Origin of the sequence: Arthrobacter sp. YD4 (assembly GCF_030410515.1) — a bacterium.
GTDB lineage: Bacteria > Actinomycetota > Actinomycetes > Actinomycetales > Micrococcaceae > Arthrobacter.
This window is the reverse complement of record NZ_JAUHHD010000007.1, coordinates 56,906-75,055: the sequence shown is the minus strand read 5'-3', so window position 1 is coordinate 75,055 and position 18,150 is coordinate 56,906. Positions and strand designations below refer to the sequence as shown.

The 18,150-nt window shown below is 69.8% G+C and carries 16 protein-coding genes; all 16 read right to left on the bottom strand.

Going from position 1 to position 18,150, the window contains the following annotated elements; translation table 11 throughout:
• Positions 1-160: 160 nt before the first annotated feature.
• Positions 161-1,552, bottom strand: coding sequence for an FAD-dependent oxidoreductase (locus QWJ39_RS15945; RefSeq protein ID WP_290258868.1), 1,392 nt, complete (start codon positions 1,550-1,552; stop codon positions 161-163).
• 34 nt (positions 1,553-1,586) lie between these two features.
• A complete protein-coding gene (locus QWJ39_RS15940) occupies positions 1,587-2,966 on the bottom strand; it encodes a S8 family serine peptidase (RefSeq protein ID WP_290258867.1) in 1,380 nt (459 codons plus the stop codon).
• A 51-nt stretch (positions 2,967-3,017) separates the two neighbouring features.
• Complete coding sequence (locus tag QWJ39_RS15935) at positions 3,018-3,968, bottom strand: Ppx/GppA phosphatase family protein (protein WP_290258866.1); 951 nt, start codon at positions 3,966-3,968, stop codon at positions 3,018-3,020.
• Positions 3,965-4,693, bottom strand: coding sequence for a DUF501 domain-containing protein (locus QWJ39_RS15930; protein WP_290258872.1), 729 nt, complete (start codon positions 4,691-4,693; stop codon positions 3,965-3,967). The genes QWJ39_RS15935 and QWJ39_RS15930 overlap by 4 nt, the downstream gene beginning before the upstream one ends.
• 80 nt (positions 4,694-4,773) lie before the next feature.
• Positions 4,774-5,490 (bottom strand): septum formation initiator family protein, encoded by a 717-nt coding sequence (locus tag QWJ39_RS15925; RefSeq protein WP_290258865.1) that lies wholly within the window; start codon positions 5,488-5,490, stop codon positions 4,774-4,776.
• Positions 5,491-5,612: 122 nt separating this feature from the next.
• Positions 5,613-6,893, bottom strand: a complete 1,281-nt coding sequence (eno, locus tag QWJ39_RS15920) for a phosphopyruvate hydratase (RefSeq protein ID WP_290258864.1) — start codon at positions 6,891-6,893, stop codon at positions 5,613-5,615.
• A gap of 141 nt (positions 6,894-7,034) precedes the next feature.
• The gene (locus QWJ39_RS15915; RefSeq protein ID WP_290258871.1) at positions 7,035-7,697 is read right to left on the bottom strand and encodes a MazG nucleotide pyrophosphohydrolase domain-containing protein; all 663 of its coding nucleotides are present in this window, start codon (positions 7,695-7,697) and stop codon (positions 7,035-7,037) included.
• 79 nt (positions 7,698-7,776) lie between these two features.
• Positions 7,777-8,934 carry an adenosine deaminase gene (locus QWJ39_RS15910; RefSeq protein WP_290258863.1) on the bottom strand — a complete coding sequence of 386 codons (1,158 nt, stop codon included), beginning with the start codon at positions 8,932-8,934 and terminating at the stop codon, positions 7,777-7,779.
• Between the two features lie 33 nt (positions 8,935-8,967).
• On the bottom strand, positions 8,968-9,690 hold the full coding sequence (locus tag QWJ39_RS15905) for a DedA family protein (protein WP_290258862.1): 723 nt from the start codon (positions 9,688-9,690) through the stop codon (positions 8,968-8,970).
• A 165-nt stretch (positions 9,691-9,855) separates the two neighbouring features.
• Positions 9,856-10,467, bottom strand: a complete 612-nt coding sequence (locus QWJ39_RS15900) for a DedA family protein (protein ID WP_290258861.1) — start codon at positions 10,465-10,467, stop codon at positions 9,856-9,858.
• Positions 10,468-10,546: 79 nt separating this feature from the next.
• A complete protein-coding gene (locus QWJ39_RS15895) occupies positions 10,547-11,878 on the bottom strand; it encodes a thymidine phosphorylase (protein WP_290258860.1) in 1,332 nt (443 codons plus the stop codon).
• On the bottom strand, positions 11,875-12,309 hold the full coding sequence (locus QWJ39_RS15890) for a cytidine deaminase (RefSeq protein ID WP_290258859.1): 435 nt from the start codon (positions 12,307-12,309) through the stop codon (positions 11,875-11,877). The genes QWJ39_RS15895 and QWJ39_RS15890 overlap by 4 nt, the downstream gene beginning before the upstream one ends.
• Before the next feature lie 5 nt (positions 12,310-12,314).
• On the bottom strand, positions 12,315-13,826 hold the full coding sequence (locus tag QWJ39_RS15885) for an ABC transporter permease (protein WP_290258858.1): 1,512 nt from the start codon (positions 13,824-13,826) through the stop codon (positions 12,315-12,317).
• A complete protein-coding gene (locus tag QWJ39_RS15880) occupies positions 13,823-15,196 on the bottom strand; it encodes an ABC transporter permease (protein ID WP_290258857.1) in 1,374 nt (457 codons plus the stop codon). Before QWJ39_RS15880 ends, QWJ39_RS15885 begins: the two co-directional genes overlap by 4 nt.
• Entirely contained in the window at positions 15,189-16,784 is a 1,596-nt protein-coding gene (locus tag QWJ39_RS15875; protein ID WP_290258856.1) for an ABC transporter ATP-binding protein, read from the bottom strand. The genes QWJ39_RS15880 and QWJ39_RS15875 overlap by 8 nt, the downstream gene beginning before the upstream one ends.
• Positions 16,785-17,012: 228 nt before the next feature.
• Positions 17,013-18,125 carry a BMP family ABC transporter substrate-binding protein gene (locus tag QWJ39_RS15870; RefSeq protein WP_290258855.1) on the bottom strand — a complete coding sequence of 371 codons (1,113 nt, stop codon included), beginning with the start codon at positions 18,123-18,125 and terminating at the stop codon, positions 17,013-17,015.
• Positions 18,126-18,150: the final 25 nt, after the last annotated feature.

Genomic DNA, 18,150 nt, shown 5'->3' with positions numbered 1-18,150 from the left:
CCCAGGAACTCAACGGCCGCCCACGCAAAACGCTCGGCTGGGATACCCCGGCCGAGCGTCTGCGTGATTTACTACTAGCTACCTAGCCACCAGCAGTGTTGCAACGACCACTAGAAACCGCCCGTGGGGAACGGCCGCCGTCGTGGTTGCTGCGGGTGGACTACTTGGCGTCCGCCGGCTTGGGGGCCGGGGTGGCCGCGGCGACGAACGCGCCGCGCGGGTTGTCCAGGTCCATCAGCTGGGTGGTGTCGCGGCCCAGGAAGAGCTGCCAGAACCAGCCAGAGATCACGCGGATCTTGCGCTCGACCGTGGGCATCGCCAGGCCGTGGTAGCCGCGGTGGGCGAGCCAGGCCAGCGGGCCCTTGAGGCCGATGCGGCCGATCAGGTTGATGTTCGCGACGCCCTTCCATTCGCCGAAGCCGGCGACGGCGCCCAGGTTCTTGTGCTTGTAGTCCTTGAGTTCCTTGCCCCAGCGGGAGGCCCACAGGTTCTTGGCGAGGCGCTTGGCCTGGCGCAGCGCGTGCTGGGCGTTGGGGACGCAGGTGCCGTCCGGGAGGCCCTTGCCCGTGAGGTCGGGCACGGCCGCGACGTCACCGGCGGCCCAGGCATTCTCGATGATGCCTTCGTCGCCGGCGATGCGCAGGTCCGGGAGGACGCGCACGCGGCCGCGGGGCTCGAGCGGGAAGTCGGTGGAGCGGACCATCGGGTTGGCCTGCACACCGGCGGTCCAGACGAGGGTGTCCGACTCGAACTCCTGTGCGGGGGTCTTGTCCGGCAGGTTGATCAGCTTGATGGCGCCCTCGGCGTTGTCCAGCGAGGTGTTCAGCAGCACCTCGATGCCGCGGCTGCGCAGGTGCTCGACGACCCACTCGGCCTGCTGGGCGGTGACCTCGGGCATGATGCGGCCCATGGCCTCGACCAGCACGAAGCGGATTTCTTCCTGCTTGACGCGCGGGTTCTTCTTGACCGCGGCGCGGGCCAGGTCTTCCATTTCGGTGATGCACTCGATGCCGGCGAAACCGCCGCCGACGACGACGAAGGTCAGGGCGCGGGCGCGCTCCACCGGGTCGGTCATTAGGGAGCCGGTCTCGATCCGCTCGAGGACACCGTTGCGCAGGGCGACGGCTTCCTCGATGGTCTTCAGGCCGATGCCCTTGTCCGCGAGGCCCTTGATCGGGAAGGTGCGGGTGATGGCGCCGGCGGCCAGGACGACGTCGAAGTACGGGATCTCGAAGTTCTCGCCGCCGTCGGCCGGGGCGACCACGGCGGTGCGGTTGGCGTGGTCGATCGAGAGGACGCGGCCCTCGATGAGCTCGGTCTGGGTCAGGTGCCGGCGGTGCGAAACGACCGCGTGGCGTGCCTCGATGTTGCCGCCGGCAACCTCCGGCAGGAACGGCTGGTAGGTCATGTAGGGCAGCGGGTCGACGACGGTGACGATGCCACCGGCGTTTGCGATCTTCTTCTGCAGTTTGAGGGCTACGTACAGGCCGACGTACCCGCCGCCGACGACGAGTACCCTGGGACGGTCCTGGAGCTGAGGAGTGGTTGCCATGGGTCCAGAATACCGCACTTTGTGAAAACCTTCACTAACTATTCGGGGCTGTGACGTCGTCCGTCTCCGGGACCGTGGCGGCGGCCTCCGGGGCGCTCCCCCGGACAGCCCGGCGGAGCTGGATGGCCGCCCCGGCGATGATGCAGACGATCAATCCGCCGAAGCCCAGGACCACCAGCGCGGGCACGGCGGTGTCCGCCGGGGACGGCGCCTGGGCCACCGGAACCGAGGGCTCCGGCAGGGCCGCCGCGGCACTGGACGGCGGCGGCGCCGCGGCCGGCGCCGAGGTCGCCGGAATGCCCCGCCGGTGCACGCGGATCCAGTCGGAGATGGTGCCCAGCGGGTTGACCGTGGTTTCGGGGACGTCGGCCTTCAACGCCGCCTCGGCATTGAGCACCCCGTAGCCGTAGAGCGGGTCCTTGCCGGGGGCGCCGGCGTCCTTGGCGGTGCTGACGATCCGGTTGATCACCTGGCTGGCGGTCATGTCCGGCCACTTGGAGCGGATCAGGGCGGCGACGCCGGCGACGATCGGGGTGGCACCGGAGGTTCCGGCCCACTCGGCGTAGCCGCCACCGGGCAGCCCACCAATGAGGTTCTCGGCCGGGGCGGCGACGCCGATGCTGATGCCCTGGGAGGAGGAGTCGATGCTGGCGGCGCCCTTCCGGTCAAGTCCGGCCACTGTCAGCACACCGGGAATCGTGGCAGGGGCGCCGACCTGGACGTTGCCGCCCACGCGGTTGCCGGCCGCCGCGACGATGACGACGTCTTTTTGTTCGGCGTAGAGGAACGCCGCGTCCCAGCTCTGCGGCCATTCCGGGGAGGTGCTACCGAGGGAGATGTTGATGACCCGGGCACCGTTGTCCACGGCCCAGCGCACGGCGGCCGGGATCTGGTCCTGGTCGCTCTTGCCGCCGGGGTTGGCCGAGCCGAGCCAGGTGGAGACGGATAGGATCTGGGCCTCGGGTGCGACGCCGACGATCCCGTCCGGTCCCGGCCCGGAGGCGGTGGGACTCGGGCTGGGCGAGGGCGCGTCGGTGGCCGGGGCAGGCTGGTGGCCGCGGCCGGCGAGCATCGTGGCTACCAGGGTGCCGTGTTCGGGCTTGGCCCCGATGCTTTTCTGCCCGTCGGGCGCCCCGGCACCGGAGATGTCCGTTCCGCCGGCCAGCGCGCCTGCGAGGTCGGCGTGCTTGCCGTCCACGCCGCTGTCGATCACGGCCACCTTCACGCCGGCGCCCTTGGAGACCTCCCAGGCCTTGGTGATGCCGGATTCGGCGAGCCAGTATTCCTTATCCCGCATGCTGTCGGCTACGGCGGCCGGGGCCACCGTCAGGGTGGCTGCGGCACTGGCGCCGGCGAGGGCCACGGCAATCAGGGCTGAGACGGTCCGGCTCAGCCGGGCTGGTGCTCTGGTCATTCGGGTCCAATCGGCGCTTCGACTGCCGCAGCCGCAGCGTGGCGCACGGCGCTAGCTGATGCTCAGGGCAATTCCGTCAAGAATATCGTGTTCGCTGGTCACGGCCGTGGTGATGACGCCGCCGGTGGCCTCCGCCATCCGTTCGGCAATCCGGCGCCACACGAGTCCGCCGGCGCCGATCACGTCCACGCGGCCCGGGTGCATATAGGGCAGCGCGGCCCGGTTCTCCCGCGGCATGTCCAGCAGCGAGGTGCATGCGGCGCGCACGGCGTCCAGTCCCAGCTCGGTGCCGTGGATGGCGTCCGCGGAGTATTCCGGCAGCTTCAGGGCGTGGGCAGTGATGGTGGTGACGGAGCCCGCGACGCCGATCAGGCCGGTGGCCCGTTCCAGCGGCACGGTCCGGGCGGCCTCGTCGATGGCAGCGTCAACGTCGGCGGTGGCGGCGGCGACCTGGTCCGCGGTGGGCGGGTCGGCTTTGAGGTGCCGCTCGGTCATCCGGACGCAGCCGACGTCGACCGAGCGGGCGGCGATGACGCCGTCGGCGTTGCCGAGGACGAATTCGGTGCTGCCGCCGCCGAGGTCGACGACAAGGACGGGGTCGGTTCCGCGGAAGGGCAGGACGCTGCTGGCGCCGGCAAAGGACAGCGCGGCCTCCTCGTCGCCGGAGATGACCTCGGGTTCGACGCCGAGGAGTTCGCGGACGCCGTCGATGAAGACCTGGCGGTTCCGGGCGTCGCGGGTGGCCGAGGTGGCGACGAAGCGCACGCTCGTGGCGTCGTGCCGGCGGATCAGCTCGGCGTAGTCCGCGGTGGCGGCGAGGGTGCGCTCGAGGGCCTCGGGCGCGAATTCCCCCGTGGCGTCGACGCCCTGGCCCAGCCGGACCACGCGCATCTCACGCACGACGTCGGTGAGCTTGGGCGCGGCCGGATCGGTAGTGTCGACGTCGGCGATCAGCAGGCGGATGGAGTTGGTGCCGCAGTCGATGGCGGCGACGCGGCTCACTGGGCCGCCCCGTCGGTGCCGCCGGTGGCGCCGGCTGCAGAGGCTGCGGACGCGTCGGAGCTCCCGGCCCGGTTCTTGCGCACTGGTGCCGGCCGGCCGACGATGTCGGGCAGGCCCTGCGGGCCATGGCGGCTCAGGTCCCGGCTGGGGGCCTCGCCGGCGGTGTCCCAGGCGCCGTCGCAGTAGCAGCGGTCCCGCGTCCACCATTCGGCGATCGCGTCGATGGCCTCGTCGCCGAGGGGGTTGACGCCGGGGCCGGCGGCCAGGGAGTGGCCCACCAGGACGTGCAGGCATTTAACCCGGGTGGGCATCCCGCCGGCGGAGACGCCGTCGATCTCGGGGACCGGGCCGGTGCCCGAGCGTTCGCCGATCTCGGCGCGGGACTGCAGGTAGGCCTCGTGGGCGGAGCGGTACCGGTCCGCGAGCTCTGCGTCTTCGACGAGCCGGTCGTTCATCTCGTTCATCAGGCCGGCGGCTTCGAGCCGGGAAACGGCCGAGGTGATGACCGGGTGCGTCAGGTAGAAGGTGGTGGGGAACGGGGTGCCGTTGCTCAGCCGCGGGGAGGTCGCAGCGACCAGGGGGTTGCCGCAGACGCAGCGGGCCGGGATCTCGACGACGTCGCGCACCGGCCGGCCCAGCTGGCGGCTGAGGACGTCGAGGTCCCGGGCCGTCGGGGTGCGGTGGTCCGCGGCGGGGCCGCCGGTTCCGGACTGGGGGGCGTCCACTCGGTTCTGGTCCACGGGTGCGGCACCTTCCTGCCCTGTTGGGAGGACCGGGTCCGGTGCTCCGGCGGCGGGCGCCGCTTTTAGTCTGTTGCTGATCGGCGGATGGATTCCCAGAGGGAGTCCACCCACGGCAGGGTTTCCTGGCTGTCGCCGCTGGTCGCGGCGGCACCGGTGGCCGGGGTGTCGGCGGGAATGTCGCTGCCGAACACCCAGTACCCGGTTTCGCCGGGCATAACCATGTTAATCCGGTCGCGGGCCTGCTGTTTGACGAAGTTGGGGTCCTGCCAGCGTGAAATCTGCCGCTTCAGGTCCGCCTGCTTGGCCTGGCTGGCGGTGATGTCCGCCTGGAGGCCGGCGATTTCGGAGCGCTTCTCGAGGAAGATCTTGACCGTGGGGGCCAGCAGGATGGTGATGGCCACCATGACCAGGGCCAGCGCCAGCATCCGGCCGGAGAAGGCCTTGGCGGGGACGGGGTCGGTGCTGTCCGTGACCCGTTCGACGACGGGCCTGCTTCCCGGCGTCGTGCCGGACGGGCCCTTGGGGGTGCCGGCAGCGGGGCGGGACGCGGGGGCGCCCGGTGTCGCGGCCGCGGTGGCGCCGTTGGCGGTCCGGCCCGGGGCGGGGTGTGCGGTGCGGCTGGTGCCCGGTCCGGGGACCTGCGACGGGGCGTGGGCCTGGCGGGATCCGCCGAAGTCGGCCCGGATCACGTCGCCGCCGTCGGGCTCCCCCCGGCCGGCGGCCGGTGCAGTGGCTGCCGGCGCGGCTGCCCTGGGAACTTTGGGACGGCGGGTTGCCATGTCACTCCTTCACAACTGGCCGGCACATTGGCCGGACCGGGGGCCAGCGCCGGCCGGCCAAAACAAAACCGGTGGCCATGGTTCTTTCCACCATAGCCACCGGTCACTGGTTTTTGCGGGTACTAGCCCTTGAAACGCGGGAAGGCGCTGCGGCCGGCGTAGCGTGCGGCGTCGTCCAGCTCCTCCTCGATGCGCAGGAGCTGGTTGTACTTGGCGACGCGCTCGGAGCGGGCCGGGGCGCCGGTCTTGATCTGGCCGGCGTTGGTGGCCACGGCGATGTCCGCGATGGTGGTGTCCTCGGTCTCGCCGGAGCGGTGGGAGGTGATGGTGGTGTACCCGTTGCGCTGGGCCAGGGAGACGGCGTCCAGGGTCTCGGTCAGCGAACCGATCTGGTTGACCTTGACCAGCAGGGAGTTGGCGGTCTTGGCGTCGATGCCGGTCTGCAGGCGCTCCGGGTTGGTGACGAAGAGGTCGTCGCCGACGATCTGGACCTTGTCCCCGATGCTGTCGGTGAGGGTCTTCCAGCCTTCCCAGTCGTTCTCGTCCAGCGGGTCTTCGATGGAGACCAGCGGGTAGTCGGCGACCAGTTCGGCGTAGTAGGCGCTCATCTCGGCGGAGCTCAGGGTCTTGCCCTCGAACTCGTAGGAGCCGTTCTTGAAGAACTCCGAGGAAGCCACGTCCAGGGCCAGGGCCACGTCCTTGCCGGGGGTGTAGCCGGCGTTCTTGATGGCTTCCTGGATCAGGTCCAGGGCGGCGCGGTTGGAGGGCAGGTTCGGGGCAAAGCCGCCCTCGTCGCCGAGGCCGGTGGCCAGGCCCTTGGACTGCAGCACGGCCTTGAGCGCGTGGTAGACCTCGACGCCCCAGCGGAGGCCCTCGGAGAAGGTCTCGGCGCCCAGCGGGACGACCATGAATTCCTGGATGTCGACGTCGGAGTCGGCGTGCGAGCCGCCGTTGAGGATGTTCATCAGCGGCACGGGCAGGACGTGGGCGTTCGGGCCGCCCAGGTACTTGTACAGCGGCAGGTCTGCGGAGGCGGCGGCGGCGTTGGCCACGGCCAGGGAGACGCCCAGGATGGCGTTGGCGCCGAGCTTGCCCTTGTTGGCGGTGCCGTCGAGGTCGATCATGGCCTGGTCGATGCTGCGCTGGTCCGTGGCGTCGAAGCCGATCAGGGCCGGGGCGACCTGGTCGATGACGGCGTCGACGGCCTTCTGGACACCCTTGCCGAGGTAGCGGCCCTTGTCGCCGTCGCGCAGTTCCACCGCCTCGTGCTCGCCGGTGGAGGCGCCGGAGGGAACCGCCGCGCGGCCGATCTGGCCGTCGGAGAGCAGGACTTCAACTTCTACGGTCGGGTTGCCGCGGGAATCGAGGATCTCGCGGGCGTGGATGGCATCGATAAGCGCCATGGAAATGCTCCTTTGGGTGAAGCGGTGTGTTGGGTATCTGACTGCTGGAAACTCAGGGGTGGTCAAGCCGTCGTGGACGTCCTCGTCACCCCCTAGCCTAGTCCAGAGGGGCCGGGGTTACGGAAAGTTATTAAGTCCCGGCTACGTCCCGGGACGGGGTGCCCCGGCGGCGGGATCCGGGGGCGCGGTCCCGCCCGCGGCGGCGGCCTGGAAGCGGCGGTTGGCGGCCCGGAGCGCCCGTTCGGCGTCCAGCCCCCGGGCCCGGGCGGCGACCACCATGGCGAACAGGGCCTCGCCCAGCTCCTCCTCGGTGTGGGGATCGGGCGCGGGTTCGGTTCCGGTTCGGGTTCCACGTGGTTCGGGCACGACGGCGGCCGGCCGGGCAGGCAGGCCGGCCCGCTCCGCGCGGTCGAGCAGCTTCTGTGTCCGGGCCAGGGCGGGCAGCGCAGCCGGGACGCCGTCGAAGGCGTGGCCGAGCCCGGACTTCTCCGCCCGCTTCACCGCGTCCCAGGTCTGCACAATTTCCTCCACCGTGGCGGGGAAGGTGTCCTGCAGGGTGCCGTCGGGACGGAAGACGTGCGGGTTGCGGCGGATCATCTTCTCGCGCAGGCCGCGGGCGACGTCGTCGAAGTCAAAGGCGCCGCGTTCCTCGGCCAGCCGGGCGTGCAGCACCACCTGGAGCAGCACGTCGCCCAGCTCGGCGCGGAGTTCGGCGTCGCCGTGCCCGCCCTCGATGGTTTCCGCCGTCTCGAAGGCCTCCTCGAGAAGGTACTCCACGAGGGAGTCGTGGGTGAGGGCGCCCATCCAGGGGCAGTGGAGTCGCAGCTGGGCGATCACGTCCAGGAGCGCGTCCACTGCCCCGGAAGGAGCGGCCTCGGGGTTGCTAGCCAAGGTCGGCGTAGGCCTCGTTGATGTACTCGACCAGGGCTTCCTTCTCCTCCAGCGGAAGGAAGGCGGCCTCGGCGGCGTTGAGGGTGAGTTCCAGCAGGTCGTCGAGATCGTAGTCGAAGGTTTCCACCAGCAGTTCGAACTCGTCGGTGAGGGTCACGCCGCTCATCAGCCGGTTATCGGTGTTGATGGTGACGTTGAAGCCCAGCTGGTAGAGCATGTCCACGGGGTGGCTCTCGATGCCCTCGCCAAAGCCGGAGATGGCGCCGGTCTGCAGGTTGGAGGACGGGCAGATTTCCAGGGCGATGCCCCGGTCGCGCACCCAGCCGGCGAGGTCGCCGAGGGTGACCATGCCGATGGTGTCGGGAACCTCGTCGCCCTCGGTCCCGTCGCTCTCCGCTTCCTCGAATTCGATGCTGACGTCCTCGGCGATCCGGACGCCGTGGCCCAGGCGGAGGGCGCGGCCGTCCACCAGGGCGGACTGGATGCTTTCCAGGCCGGCGGCCTCGCCGGCGTGCACGGTGGCCGGGAAGTTGTGCTGGGCCAGGTAGGTGAAGGCGTCCTTGAACCGGGAGGGCAGGAAGCCGTCCTCGGCGCCGGCGATGTCGAAGCCGACGGCGCCCTGGTGGCGGTGGCGGACGGCGAGTTCGGCGATTTCCTGGCTGCGGTCGGCGTGGCGCATGGCGGTGATCAGCTGGCCCACCTGGATCTCGCGGCCGGTTTCGGAGACGGCCTCCACGCCGGCGTCGAGCCCGGCCTGGACCGCTTCGACGACCTCGTCCAGGGTCAGTCCCCGCTGCAGGTGCTGCTCGGGTGCCCAACGCACCTCGCCGTAGACGACGCCGTCGTCGGCCAGGTCCTCGACGAATTCCTTGGCGACCCGGAAGAGGCCCTCCTTGGTCTGCATCACGGCGATGGTGTGGTCGAAGGTCTCGAGGTAGCGGACGAGCGAACCGGAGTCGGCGGACTCCCGGAACCACTCCCCCAGCGCCACGGGATCGGTGGAGGGCAGGGTGTGCCCGACCTCGGCGGCCAGGTCGATGATGGTGGCCGGACGCAGTCCGCCGTCCAGGTGGTCGTGGAGGGAAACCTTCGGCAGGACCTTCAGGTCGAACTCGAGGTCAGGGGCATCGTCAGCAATAGTCTCAGTCACGCTCCCACCATAGGGTCGGACGGCGCCGCGGCGCTACTTCCGCGAGGCGTCGCTTGGCGCGTGCCGTGTGGCGGCCCCGGCCTCGTGTGCGGGCTTCGGTGCGCCCTCGTGTGCGGCCTTCGGTGCCGCCTCGCCGGCGGCCGCGTCGCGGCGGCCCAGGCGCTTATGCCACCAGCGCAGGGCGTGGTCCACCCCCACGCCCAGCACGATCGCGAAGACGACGGCGATCCCGGCGCTGAGCAGCGGGTTGTGGTGCAGCCACGGGAACGAGCTGGCCAGGAGGCCGATGCCCAGCGAGTACACCACCCAGGTCAGGCAGGCGAAGGCGTCGAGCAGGAAGAAGCGGCGGTGCGGGAATCCGGTGGTGCCGGCGACGTAGTTGACCGCGACGCGTCCCCAGGGAATGTAGCGGGCGGTGAAGATCAGCACGGCGCCGCGCTTTTCGAGCTCGTACCGGGCCCAAGCGAAAACCCGCTGCACCTTGGGCTTGCGCATCCAGCGGAAGCGTTCCAGCCCGATCCGGCTTCCCAGCAGGTAGGCCATGTTGTCGCCGGCGATCGCGCCGACCAGAGCCGTCAGGCCGAGGATCCAGAGGTTGGGCTCACCGCTGTGCCGTGAGTACGCGGCGAGGGCCACGATCAGGGTCTCGCTGGGCACCACCATCGCGAAGCCGTCGACAAAGAAGAAGACCAGCAGGAGGGGGTAAATCCACCATTGGCCGGCGGCATGGAGCACGGCCTCATTAATGAACTCCACGCGGGCTGTGCTCCTCGGAAACTGAACGGGTGCGGACAACGGAAAGGGTGCGGAACGGGAGGCGTCTCACGCCGTCGTCGACGGGGTGATGTGCATCGCATCCCAGTGTCCCATGCCCGGCTCCCCCGGCGCTACGCGGCGAGGTCACGGCGGTGCGCGGGGTCGTCACGGCGCCTTCATCGGGCTTCCCCGGCGCAGCCGGTTCAGGACCAGGTCCACGGCGATGCCGAGCAGGACCGCACAGACGATGGCGATGGTGGCGGCAAGCAGGTGGTTGTGATCGAACCATTGGCCGAAGAACAGTCCGATGCCCACCGAGTACGCTCCCCAGAGGACCGCGGAGAGCGCGGTGAGGCCGACGAACTGGGGCCGGGAGTAGCCGGTCGCGCCGGCGGTGAGGTTGACGGCAACGCGGCCGATGGGGATGAAGCGGGCCACCATGATCAGCGATGCGGGCCGCTTCCGCAGCTCCCGGCCGGCCCAGGCCAGCGCCCGCTGGGTCCGGTAGCCGCGCATCCAGCGCCAGCGGTCGGTCCCGGCGGAACGGCCGATCGCATAGGCGATGTTGTCTCCGGCGAAGGCCCCGGCGGCGGCCACGGCGAGCAGCAGGACCGGGTTGGGAACGCCGGCGCTGGCGGTGACGGCGGCCAGGCCCACCACCACGGACTCGCTCGGCACCGGCGGGAAGAACCCGTCGACGAGGCAGCAGGCGAACACCAGGATGAGAACCCACGGCTGGCCCGCGGCTGCCAGGATGAAGTCGTTAATTGCCTGCACGGTTTCCTAACGCACGGCGGGACCCGGTTTCTCCCGGACTGCTGTGCAGCCAGTGTACTGCCGGGTCCCCGCGGTGGTCTTAGGCGATGCGGTCGATGATCAGCTGCTGGGCCGGACGGGATCCCTCGGGGGCGATCACGGCGGCGTGCCCCAGTGCTTCCTTGGCCCGGTCGAACTTCTCCGGGGTGTCGGTCAGCAGCGTCATCAGCGGCTCGCCGGCGCGAACGGTGGCGCCGGGCTTGGCGTGCATCCGTACACCGGCGCCGGCCTGGACCTGGTCCTCCTTGCGGGCGCGGCCGGCGCCGAGACGCCAGGCCGCGACGCCGACGGCCATCGCGTCGAGTTCCACCAGCACGCCGTCGGCCTGGGCGTAGATGGTTTCGGATTCCTTGGCCACCGGCAACGCCGCGCGCGGGTCGCCGCCCTGCGCCTCGATCATCCGGTTCCAGACGTCCATGGCGCGGCCGTCCTTGAGCGCGGCCCGCGGGTCGGCGTCGTGGACGCCGGCGCAGGCCAGCATTTCCTCGGCCAGCCGGACGGTGAGTTCGACGACGTCCTCGGGACCGCCGCCGGCGAGCACCTCCACGGACTCCTCGACCTCGATCGCGTTGCCGGCGGTCAGGCCCAGCGGGGTGTTCATGTTGGTGAGCAGGGCCACGGTGTTGACGCCCGCGTCCTTGCCCAGGGCCACCATGGTCTCGGCCAGCTCCCGGGCGCGCGCCTCGTCCTTCATGAATGCGCCGCTGCCCACCTTGACGTCCAGGACCAGGGAGCCGGTCCCCTCGGCGATCTTCTTGCTCATGATCGAGGACGCGATCAGCGGGATCGCCTCGACCGTTCCGGTGACGTCGCGCAGGGCGTAGAGCTTCTTGTCCGCCGGAGCCAGGCCGGCGCCGGCGGCGCAGATGACCGCGCCCACGTCCTGCAGCTGGGCGAGCATCTCCTCGTTGCTGAGGTCGGCCCGCCAGCCCGGGATCGCCTCGAGCTTGTCCAGGGTGCCGCCGGTGTGGCCCAGGCCGCGGCCGGAGAGCTGCGGGACGGCGACGCCGAAGACGGCCACCAGGGGCGCCAGCGGGAGGGTGATCTTGTCCCCCACGCCGCCGGTGGAGTGCTTGTCCGAGGTGGCCTTCACGCCGCCGTCGGGCCGGCGCAGGCTGGAGAAGTCCATCCGCTCGCCGGAGGCGATCATCGCCGCGGTCCAGCGGGAGATCTCCGCACGGTCCATGCCGTTGAGCAGGATGGCCATGTTCAGGGCGGCCATCTGCTCGTCGGCGATGGCGCCGCGGGTGTACGCGTCGATGGTCCAGTCGATCTGGGCGGCGCTGAGCGTGCCCTTGTCCCGCTTGGTGCGGATGATGTCGACGGCGTCGAAGGATTCCGTGTTAGCGGAAGAGTGGGTGGACGGGGTCATCGGGTTTCCTCCAGATGTTGGGGGCCAAAGGCGTCGGGCAGCACCTGGTCCATCGTCTTGATGCCCTGGGTGGTCATGAGTTCCATGTCCGGGGCGCGGAATTCGTAGAGCAACTGGCGGCAGCGGCCGCACGGCATCAGGACGGTGCCGTGCGCGTCGACGCAGTAGAAGGCCCGCAGCGTTCCGCCGCCGGTCATCTGCAGGTTGCCCACCAGGGTGCACTCGGCGCAGAGGGTGAGGCCGTAACTGGCGTTTTCGACGTTGCAGCCGCTGACGATCCGACCGTCCGCGGTGAGGGCGGCGGCCCCCACCGGGAAGGAGGAATAGGGCGCATAGGCGTTCCGCATCGCCGCGATGGCGGCGGCCTCGAGGGCCGCCCAGTCCACCGCGGCGGTGAGGTCCACGGGCTCGACGTCGGGGGTTCCGGTCACGCCGGTCACCCCTTCACGTACGGTATGCCGCCGGCCGCGGGCGGCCTGGACCGTCCCACCAGCCCGGCGACGGCGATCACGGTCAGGGCGTAGGGCAGCATCGCCATGAACTGGCTGGGCACCGGTGAGCCGATGATGGTGATGATGCTCTGCAGGTTGTCGGCGAAGCCGAACAGCAGCGCGGCCAGGAAGGCCCCGATGGGGTTCCAGCGGCCGAAGATCATGGCGGCGAGGGCGATGTAGCCGCGGCCACCGGACATGTCCTTGCTGAACGCGTCCACAGAGACGAGGGTGAAGAAGGAACCGCCGATGCCGGCGATCGCCCCGCCCATCAGGACGTTAATGAACCGGGTGCGGTTGACGTTGATGCCCACCGTGTCGGCCGCCTGCGGGTGTTCGCCGACGGCGCGGACGCGCAGGCCCCACTTGGTGTGGAACAGCCCGACGTAGACCACGATCACGGCGATGTACATCAGGTAACCCACCAGGGACTGGCGGAACAGGATGGGTCCGATGATCGGAATGTCGGCCAGGAACGGGATGTCCACCGGCTGCAGCCGGCCCGGCTTGTTCAGGTGCTCCGGGTCCGCGGTGAGCAGGGTGGAGAACAGGAAACTGGTGAGGCCGCTGATCAGGACGTTGAGCACGACGCCGACGATGATCTGGTTGACCAGGTACTTGATGCTGACCACGGCCAGGACCAGGGAGACCAGCGCACCGGCGATCGCGGCGGATACCAGGCCCACGTAGACGTTGCCGGTGATGGTGGCGACGACGGCGGCGGAGAAGGCGCCCAGCAGCAGCTGGCCCTCGATGGCGATGTTGACCACGCCGGCCCGCTCGCAGAGCACGCCGGAGAGGGAACCGAAGACCAGCGGCACGGCCAGCGTAACGGCGCCGGCCATCAGGCCGCCGAGGGAAATGGAGGGTTCCGGGTCGCGGCCGCCGGCGACGATCCAGATCATGAAGCCGACCAGGAAGACGACGGCGAAGAGCCCGCCCACCCAGCCGGGAGTGCGGCGGCGCTGCAGGGTCAGCCAGATGGTGTAGCCGGCCAGGGCCAACAGCAGCACCGAGCAGATCCAGCCGAACACCATCGAGGGCACGGTGACCTTTTCCACCTGCGCGACGCCGAGGGCGGCCAGGCCCAGGACGACGACGGCGGCGATGGTGGTAGCGGGGATCCAGCGGTCCACGGGTCCGCCGTCGCGCCGCTGGCTGATCCAGCGGTAGCCGACGTAGGCCGCGGCGGCGAGGGCGACCGCCAGGGTGATCCAGGCCGCGGCGGAGGAGGCGTTCGGGTCGCGGGCCTCGGCGATCCGGAAGCCCGCGGACTTGGTGTTGGCCAGGAAGCCGAACAGGACGGTGCCGAGGACGGCCAGCAGGCCCAGGCCGACGCCGGCCTTCCAGCTCACCAGCTCGGACGCGGCCGGGGTTCCGGGCTTGCCGCCGGGGGCGGTGGCGCCGCCCTTCCCGGTACCCGGCGTGCTGGCCGGGGAGTGTGTGGTGGCGCTCATGCTGCCGCTCCGCTCTTCACGCCGCCGGCGTGCGTGCCGGCGGTCCCACTCGTGGTGGTCTTTTTCTTACGGGGGTTCAGTCCGAAGATCGCCCGCACCAGCGGGGGCGCCGCGATGAACAGCACGATCAGGGACTGGATGACCAGGACGATGTCGATCGGGGTCTGGGTCTGGGCCTGCATGGCCACGCCGCCGGCGCGGAAGGCGCCGAACAGCAAGCCGGCGAAGAACGTTCCCCACGGCGTCGAACGGCCCAGCAGGGCGACGGTGATGGCGTCGAAGCCAATCGAGGCGGCGACGCCGCCGGAGAGGTACTTCTCCGTGCCGGAGACCTGGGCAATGCCGGCGAGCCCGGCCAGGGCGCCGGCGATCGCCATCACGAGGATGGTGCTGCGGGCGACGTTGATGCCGGCGGTGCGCGCGGCGCTCGGGTTCGCGCCGACGGCCCGGAACTCAAAGCCGATGGTGGAGCGATTCAGCAGCCACCAGACAAACACGGTAGCCAGGATCGCGGCCAGGAACCCGGCGTGCAGCCGGAACTGCGGTCCGAGCAGCTCCGGGAACAGGGCGCTGGGGTCCAGGAACGGCGAGATCGGGTTGGTGGAGCCCTTGCGCTGGAAAGCCGGGGTGGTCAGCAGGAACAGCAGCAGGAAGTTGGCGATGTAGTTGAGCATGATCGTGACGATCACCTCGTGGGCGCCGGTACGGGCCTTCAGCAGGCCGACGACGCCGCCCCAGACCGCGCCGCCGACCAGGCCGGCAACGATGACGACGAGCAGGTGCAGCCCGATGGGCAGGTGCCAGGCGAAGCCGGCGTAGGCGCCGAACAGGGCACCGAAGATGATCTGGCCCTGGGCGCCGATGTTGAACAGTCCGGCGCGGAAGGCGAGGGCGACGCCGAGGCCGGCGCAGATCAGCGGGGTCGCGACCGTGAAGGTCTCCGTGATCGGGTACAGCTGGGCGGACAGGTCGGCCCCGGCCCAGTTGAAGATCGATCCCTGCACGAGTGCGGTGTAGGGCCGGATGACCTCGGTGAGCAGGTCGCCGGGCTGGGCGAAGAAGTACCCGGCCGCGGCCGCGACCTTCGGGTTGGTGACGGCCATCAGGATGCCGCCGAGTACGATCGCCAGCAGGACCGAGAGCACGGAGACCATGGCGTTGCCGGTGAAAATCTTGTGCATGACCGAGCCCTCGCGGTCACCGCCGTGCAGCTGGGTGGCGGCGGGCACGGCCGAGGGAGGCATCTGGCCGCCGGCGGTGTCGAGGGCGACGTCGGAGGCGACGGCCTCCTTTGTGGTGCCGCCGGGCGTTTGCGGTTCGGGGGTGGTGCCGCCGGGCGCCTGGGGCTCGGGGGTTGTCTTCTCAGACATGGGTTTCTCCTTCGTGGCCGGCAGGCTCCGGGAGCGCCGTCGTCGTCGTGCCGCTGGGGGCGTGGGCGGAGGCGCTGGCTTCGGCTTCGGCGGCCGGGACGCCGGCCATCATCAGGCCCAGCACGTCGCGGGAGGTGGTGGCGGGCACGATGCCGACCAGCTTGCCGCGGTAGAGCACGGCGATCCGGTCCGCCAGCTGCATGACCTCGTCGAGTTCGGTGGAGACGATCATGACCGGGGTGCCGTGGTCGCGTTCGGCGATGACGCGCTTGTGCACGAATTCGATCGAGCCGACGTCCAGGCCGCGGGTGGGCTGGGAGGCGATGAAGAGCCGCAGCGGGCGGGAGAGCTCGCGGGCCAGCACCACCTTCTGCTGGTTGCCGCCCGAGAGGGTGCCGACGGCGGCGGCGACCGAGGGGGTGCGGACGTCGAATTCCTCGACCTTTTTGGCCGCGTTTTCGGCGATCACGGAGGGCTTCATCCCGACGCCGCGGGCGAACGGGGCCTTGTCGTAGAGGTCCAGGATCATGTTCTCGGCGATGGTGAAGGTGCCGACCAGGCCGTCGAGGGTGCGGTCCTCGGGGACGAATCCGACGCCGGCGCCGAGGACGTGCTTGACGCTCTTGCCCAGCAGTTCCTCGCCGTCGAGCGTGATGGAGCCGGTGACGTGCGGCTGGACGCCAAGGATCGCCTCGGTCAGTTCGGTCTGGCCGTTGCCCTGCACGCCGGCGATGGCGAGGACCTCGCCCTTGGCGATGTCGAAGGACAGCCCATCGACGACGTGTTGGCCGTTGTGGTCGGTCACGGTGAGGTTCCGGACCGTGAAGGTCACGTCGCCGGTCTTCGCGGGGGCCTTGTCCAGGTTCAGGCTGACGGCGCGTCCCACCATGGCGGAGGCCAGTTCGGTGGGTGAGGCGGAGGGGTCGGCCTGGCCGACGACCTTGCCGCGGCGGATGACGGTGATGGTGTCCGAGATGGCCTTGACCTCGCGGAGCTTGTGCGAGATGAAGACGATCGACTTCCCGTCCCGCTTCAGCTGGCGGATGATGTCCAGGAGTTCGTCGGTTTCCTGCGGGGTGAGCACGGCGGTGGGCTCATCCAGGATCAGGACCTCGGCGTCGCGGACCAGGGCCTTGATGATCTCGACGCGCTGCTGGACGCCGACGGGCAGGTCCTCGACCATCGCGTCGGGGTCGACGTCGAAGCCGTACTGGTCCGAGATCTGCCGGATCTTCTCGCGCGTGGCGTCCAGGTTCAGCAGCCCGGCGGCCTTGGTGGTCTCGTTGCCGAGGGCCACGTTCTCGGCAACGGTGAAGACCGGGATGAGCATGAAGTGCTGGTGGACCATGCCGATGCCGGCGGCCATCGCCTCGCCCGGATCCTTGAAGACCACGGGCTTGTCGTCCACCAGGATCTCGCCCTCGGTCGGGTCGTAGAGACCGTAGAGGACGTTCATCAGGGTGGACTTGCCGGCGCCGTTTTCTCCCAGCAGGCAGTGCACCTGCCCGGGTTCGACGACCAGGTCAATGTGGTCATTGGCTACCAGGGATCCGAAGCGCTTCGTGATCCCCTTCAGTTCGAGTTTCAAAACCCCAACCAATCTGTCTGTGTAAATGGACTGCTCCGGCGCCGTGGTGGGCGGCAGCGCAGCGGGTGATCCCAGCCTAGTGTCACGGGTGGTTGCTGGGCAGGGTGGTGGCCGGGCGGGCTTCCCCAGAGACGTCCCGGCGGGGTGCCGGGAGGCCCCGGCAAAACAGAACGCGCTGCCCTTCGGCCGGGTGACGGCGGAAGGGCAGCGCGCCCCGCGGTGTGCTGCTTACTTGGTCGGGCTGGACTTCGACTCGACCTTGACGGTGCCGGAGATGATGTCCTTCTTCAGCTGGTCCAGCTCGCTCTTGAGGTCGGCCGGAACAGCGGAATCCAGGTCGTGGAACGGGGCCAGGGCCACGCCGCCGTTCTCCAGGGTGCCGATGTACGGGGCGGCGTCGAACTTGCCGTCCTTGTCGTCCTTGATGACGGATTCGACGGCGGTGGACATGGTCTTCTGCACGGAGGACAGGATCACGGACTTGTACTCGGCGGCGGTCAGGTAGCCGTCGGAGTCAACCCAGATGAGCTTGGCGTCCTTGCCCTTGGACTTGGCGTCCAGGATGGCGCTGCCGGCGCCGCCGCCGACCGGGCCGGCGACGGGCAGGACGATGTCCGCGCCCTGGTCCAGGAAGCCCTGGGTCAGGACCTTGCCCTTGTCGACCTGCTTGAAGTCGCCGACGAAGGTGCCGTCCTGCTTGTCCTTGTCCCAGCCGAGGAGCTGGACGTTCTTGCTCTTCTTCTGGTTGTAGTACTTCACGCCGTCGGCGAAGCCGTCCATGAAGATGGTGACGGTGGGGATGTTGATGCCGCCGAAGGTGGCGACCTTTCCGGTCTTGGAGGTTCCGGCGGCCAGGTAGCCGGCCAGGAACGCGGCCTGGGCCGTGTCGTAGACGATCGGCTTGACGTTCTTCGGGAAGGTCGGGTCGTTGTAGTCGATGATCGCGAAGTGGTTGTTCGGGTTGGCCGTCGCGATGGACTTGGTGGCGTCGCCGAGGAGGAAGCCGACGGTCACGGTGAGCTTGCAGCCCTGCTGGACCATGGAGCGGAGGTTCGGGTCGTAGTCCGTGTCAGCCTTGGACTGGACGTGCTTCTCGTTGATGCCGAGGTCCTTGGCGGCGTTCTGCAGGCCCTCGTAGCCGGACTGGTTGAACGACTTGTCATCGAACCCGCCGGAGTCGGACACCATGCAGGCGGTGTAGTCGGACTTGGTGGCCGAGCCTGAGGCGTTGGACGAGGACGGGGCGGCGCCGCAGCCGGTCAGCAGCAGGGCGGCCGCACCCGCGGTGGCGACGCCGGCCATGGAACCGCGCTTGAGAGTTGCGCGCAGTGAGTTCTTCAAAGTTCCTCCAGGAAGGGGTAGGCGA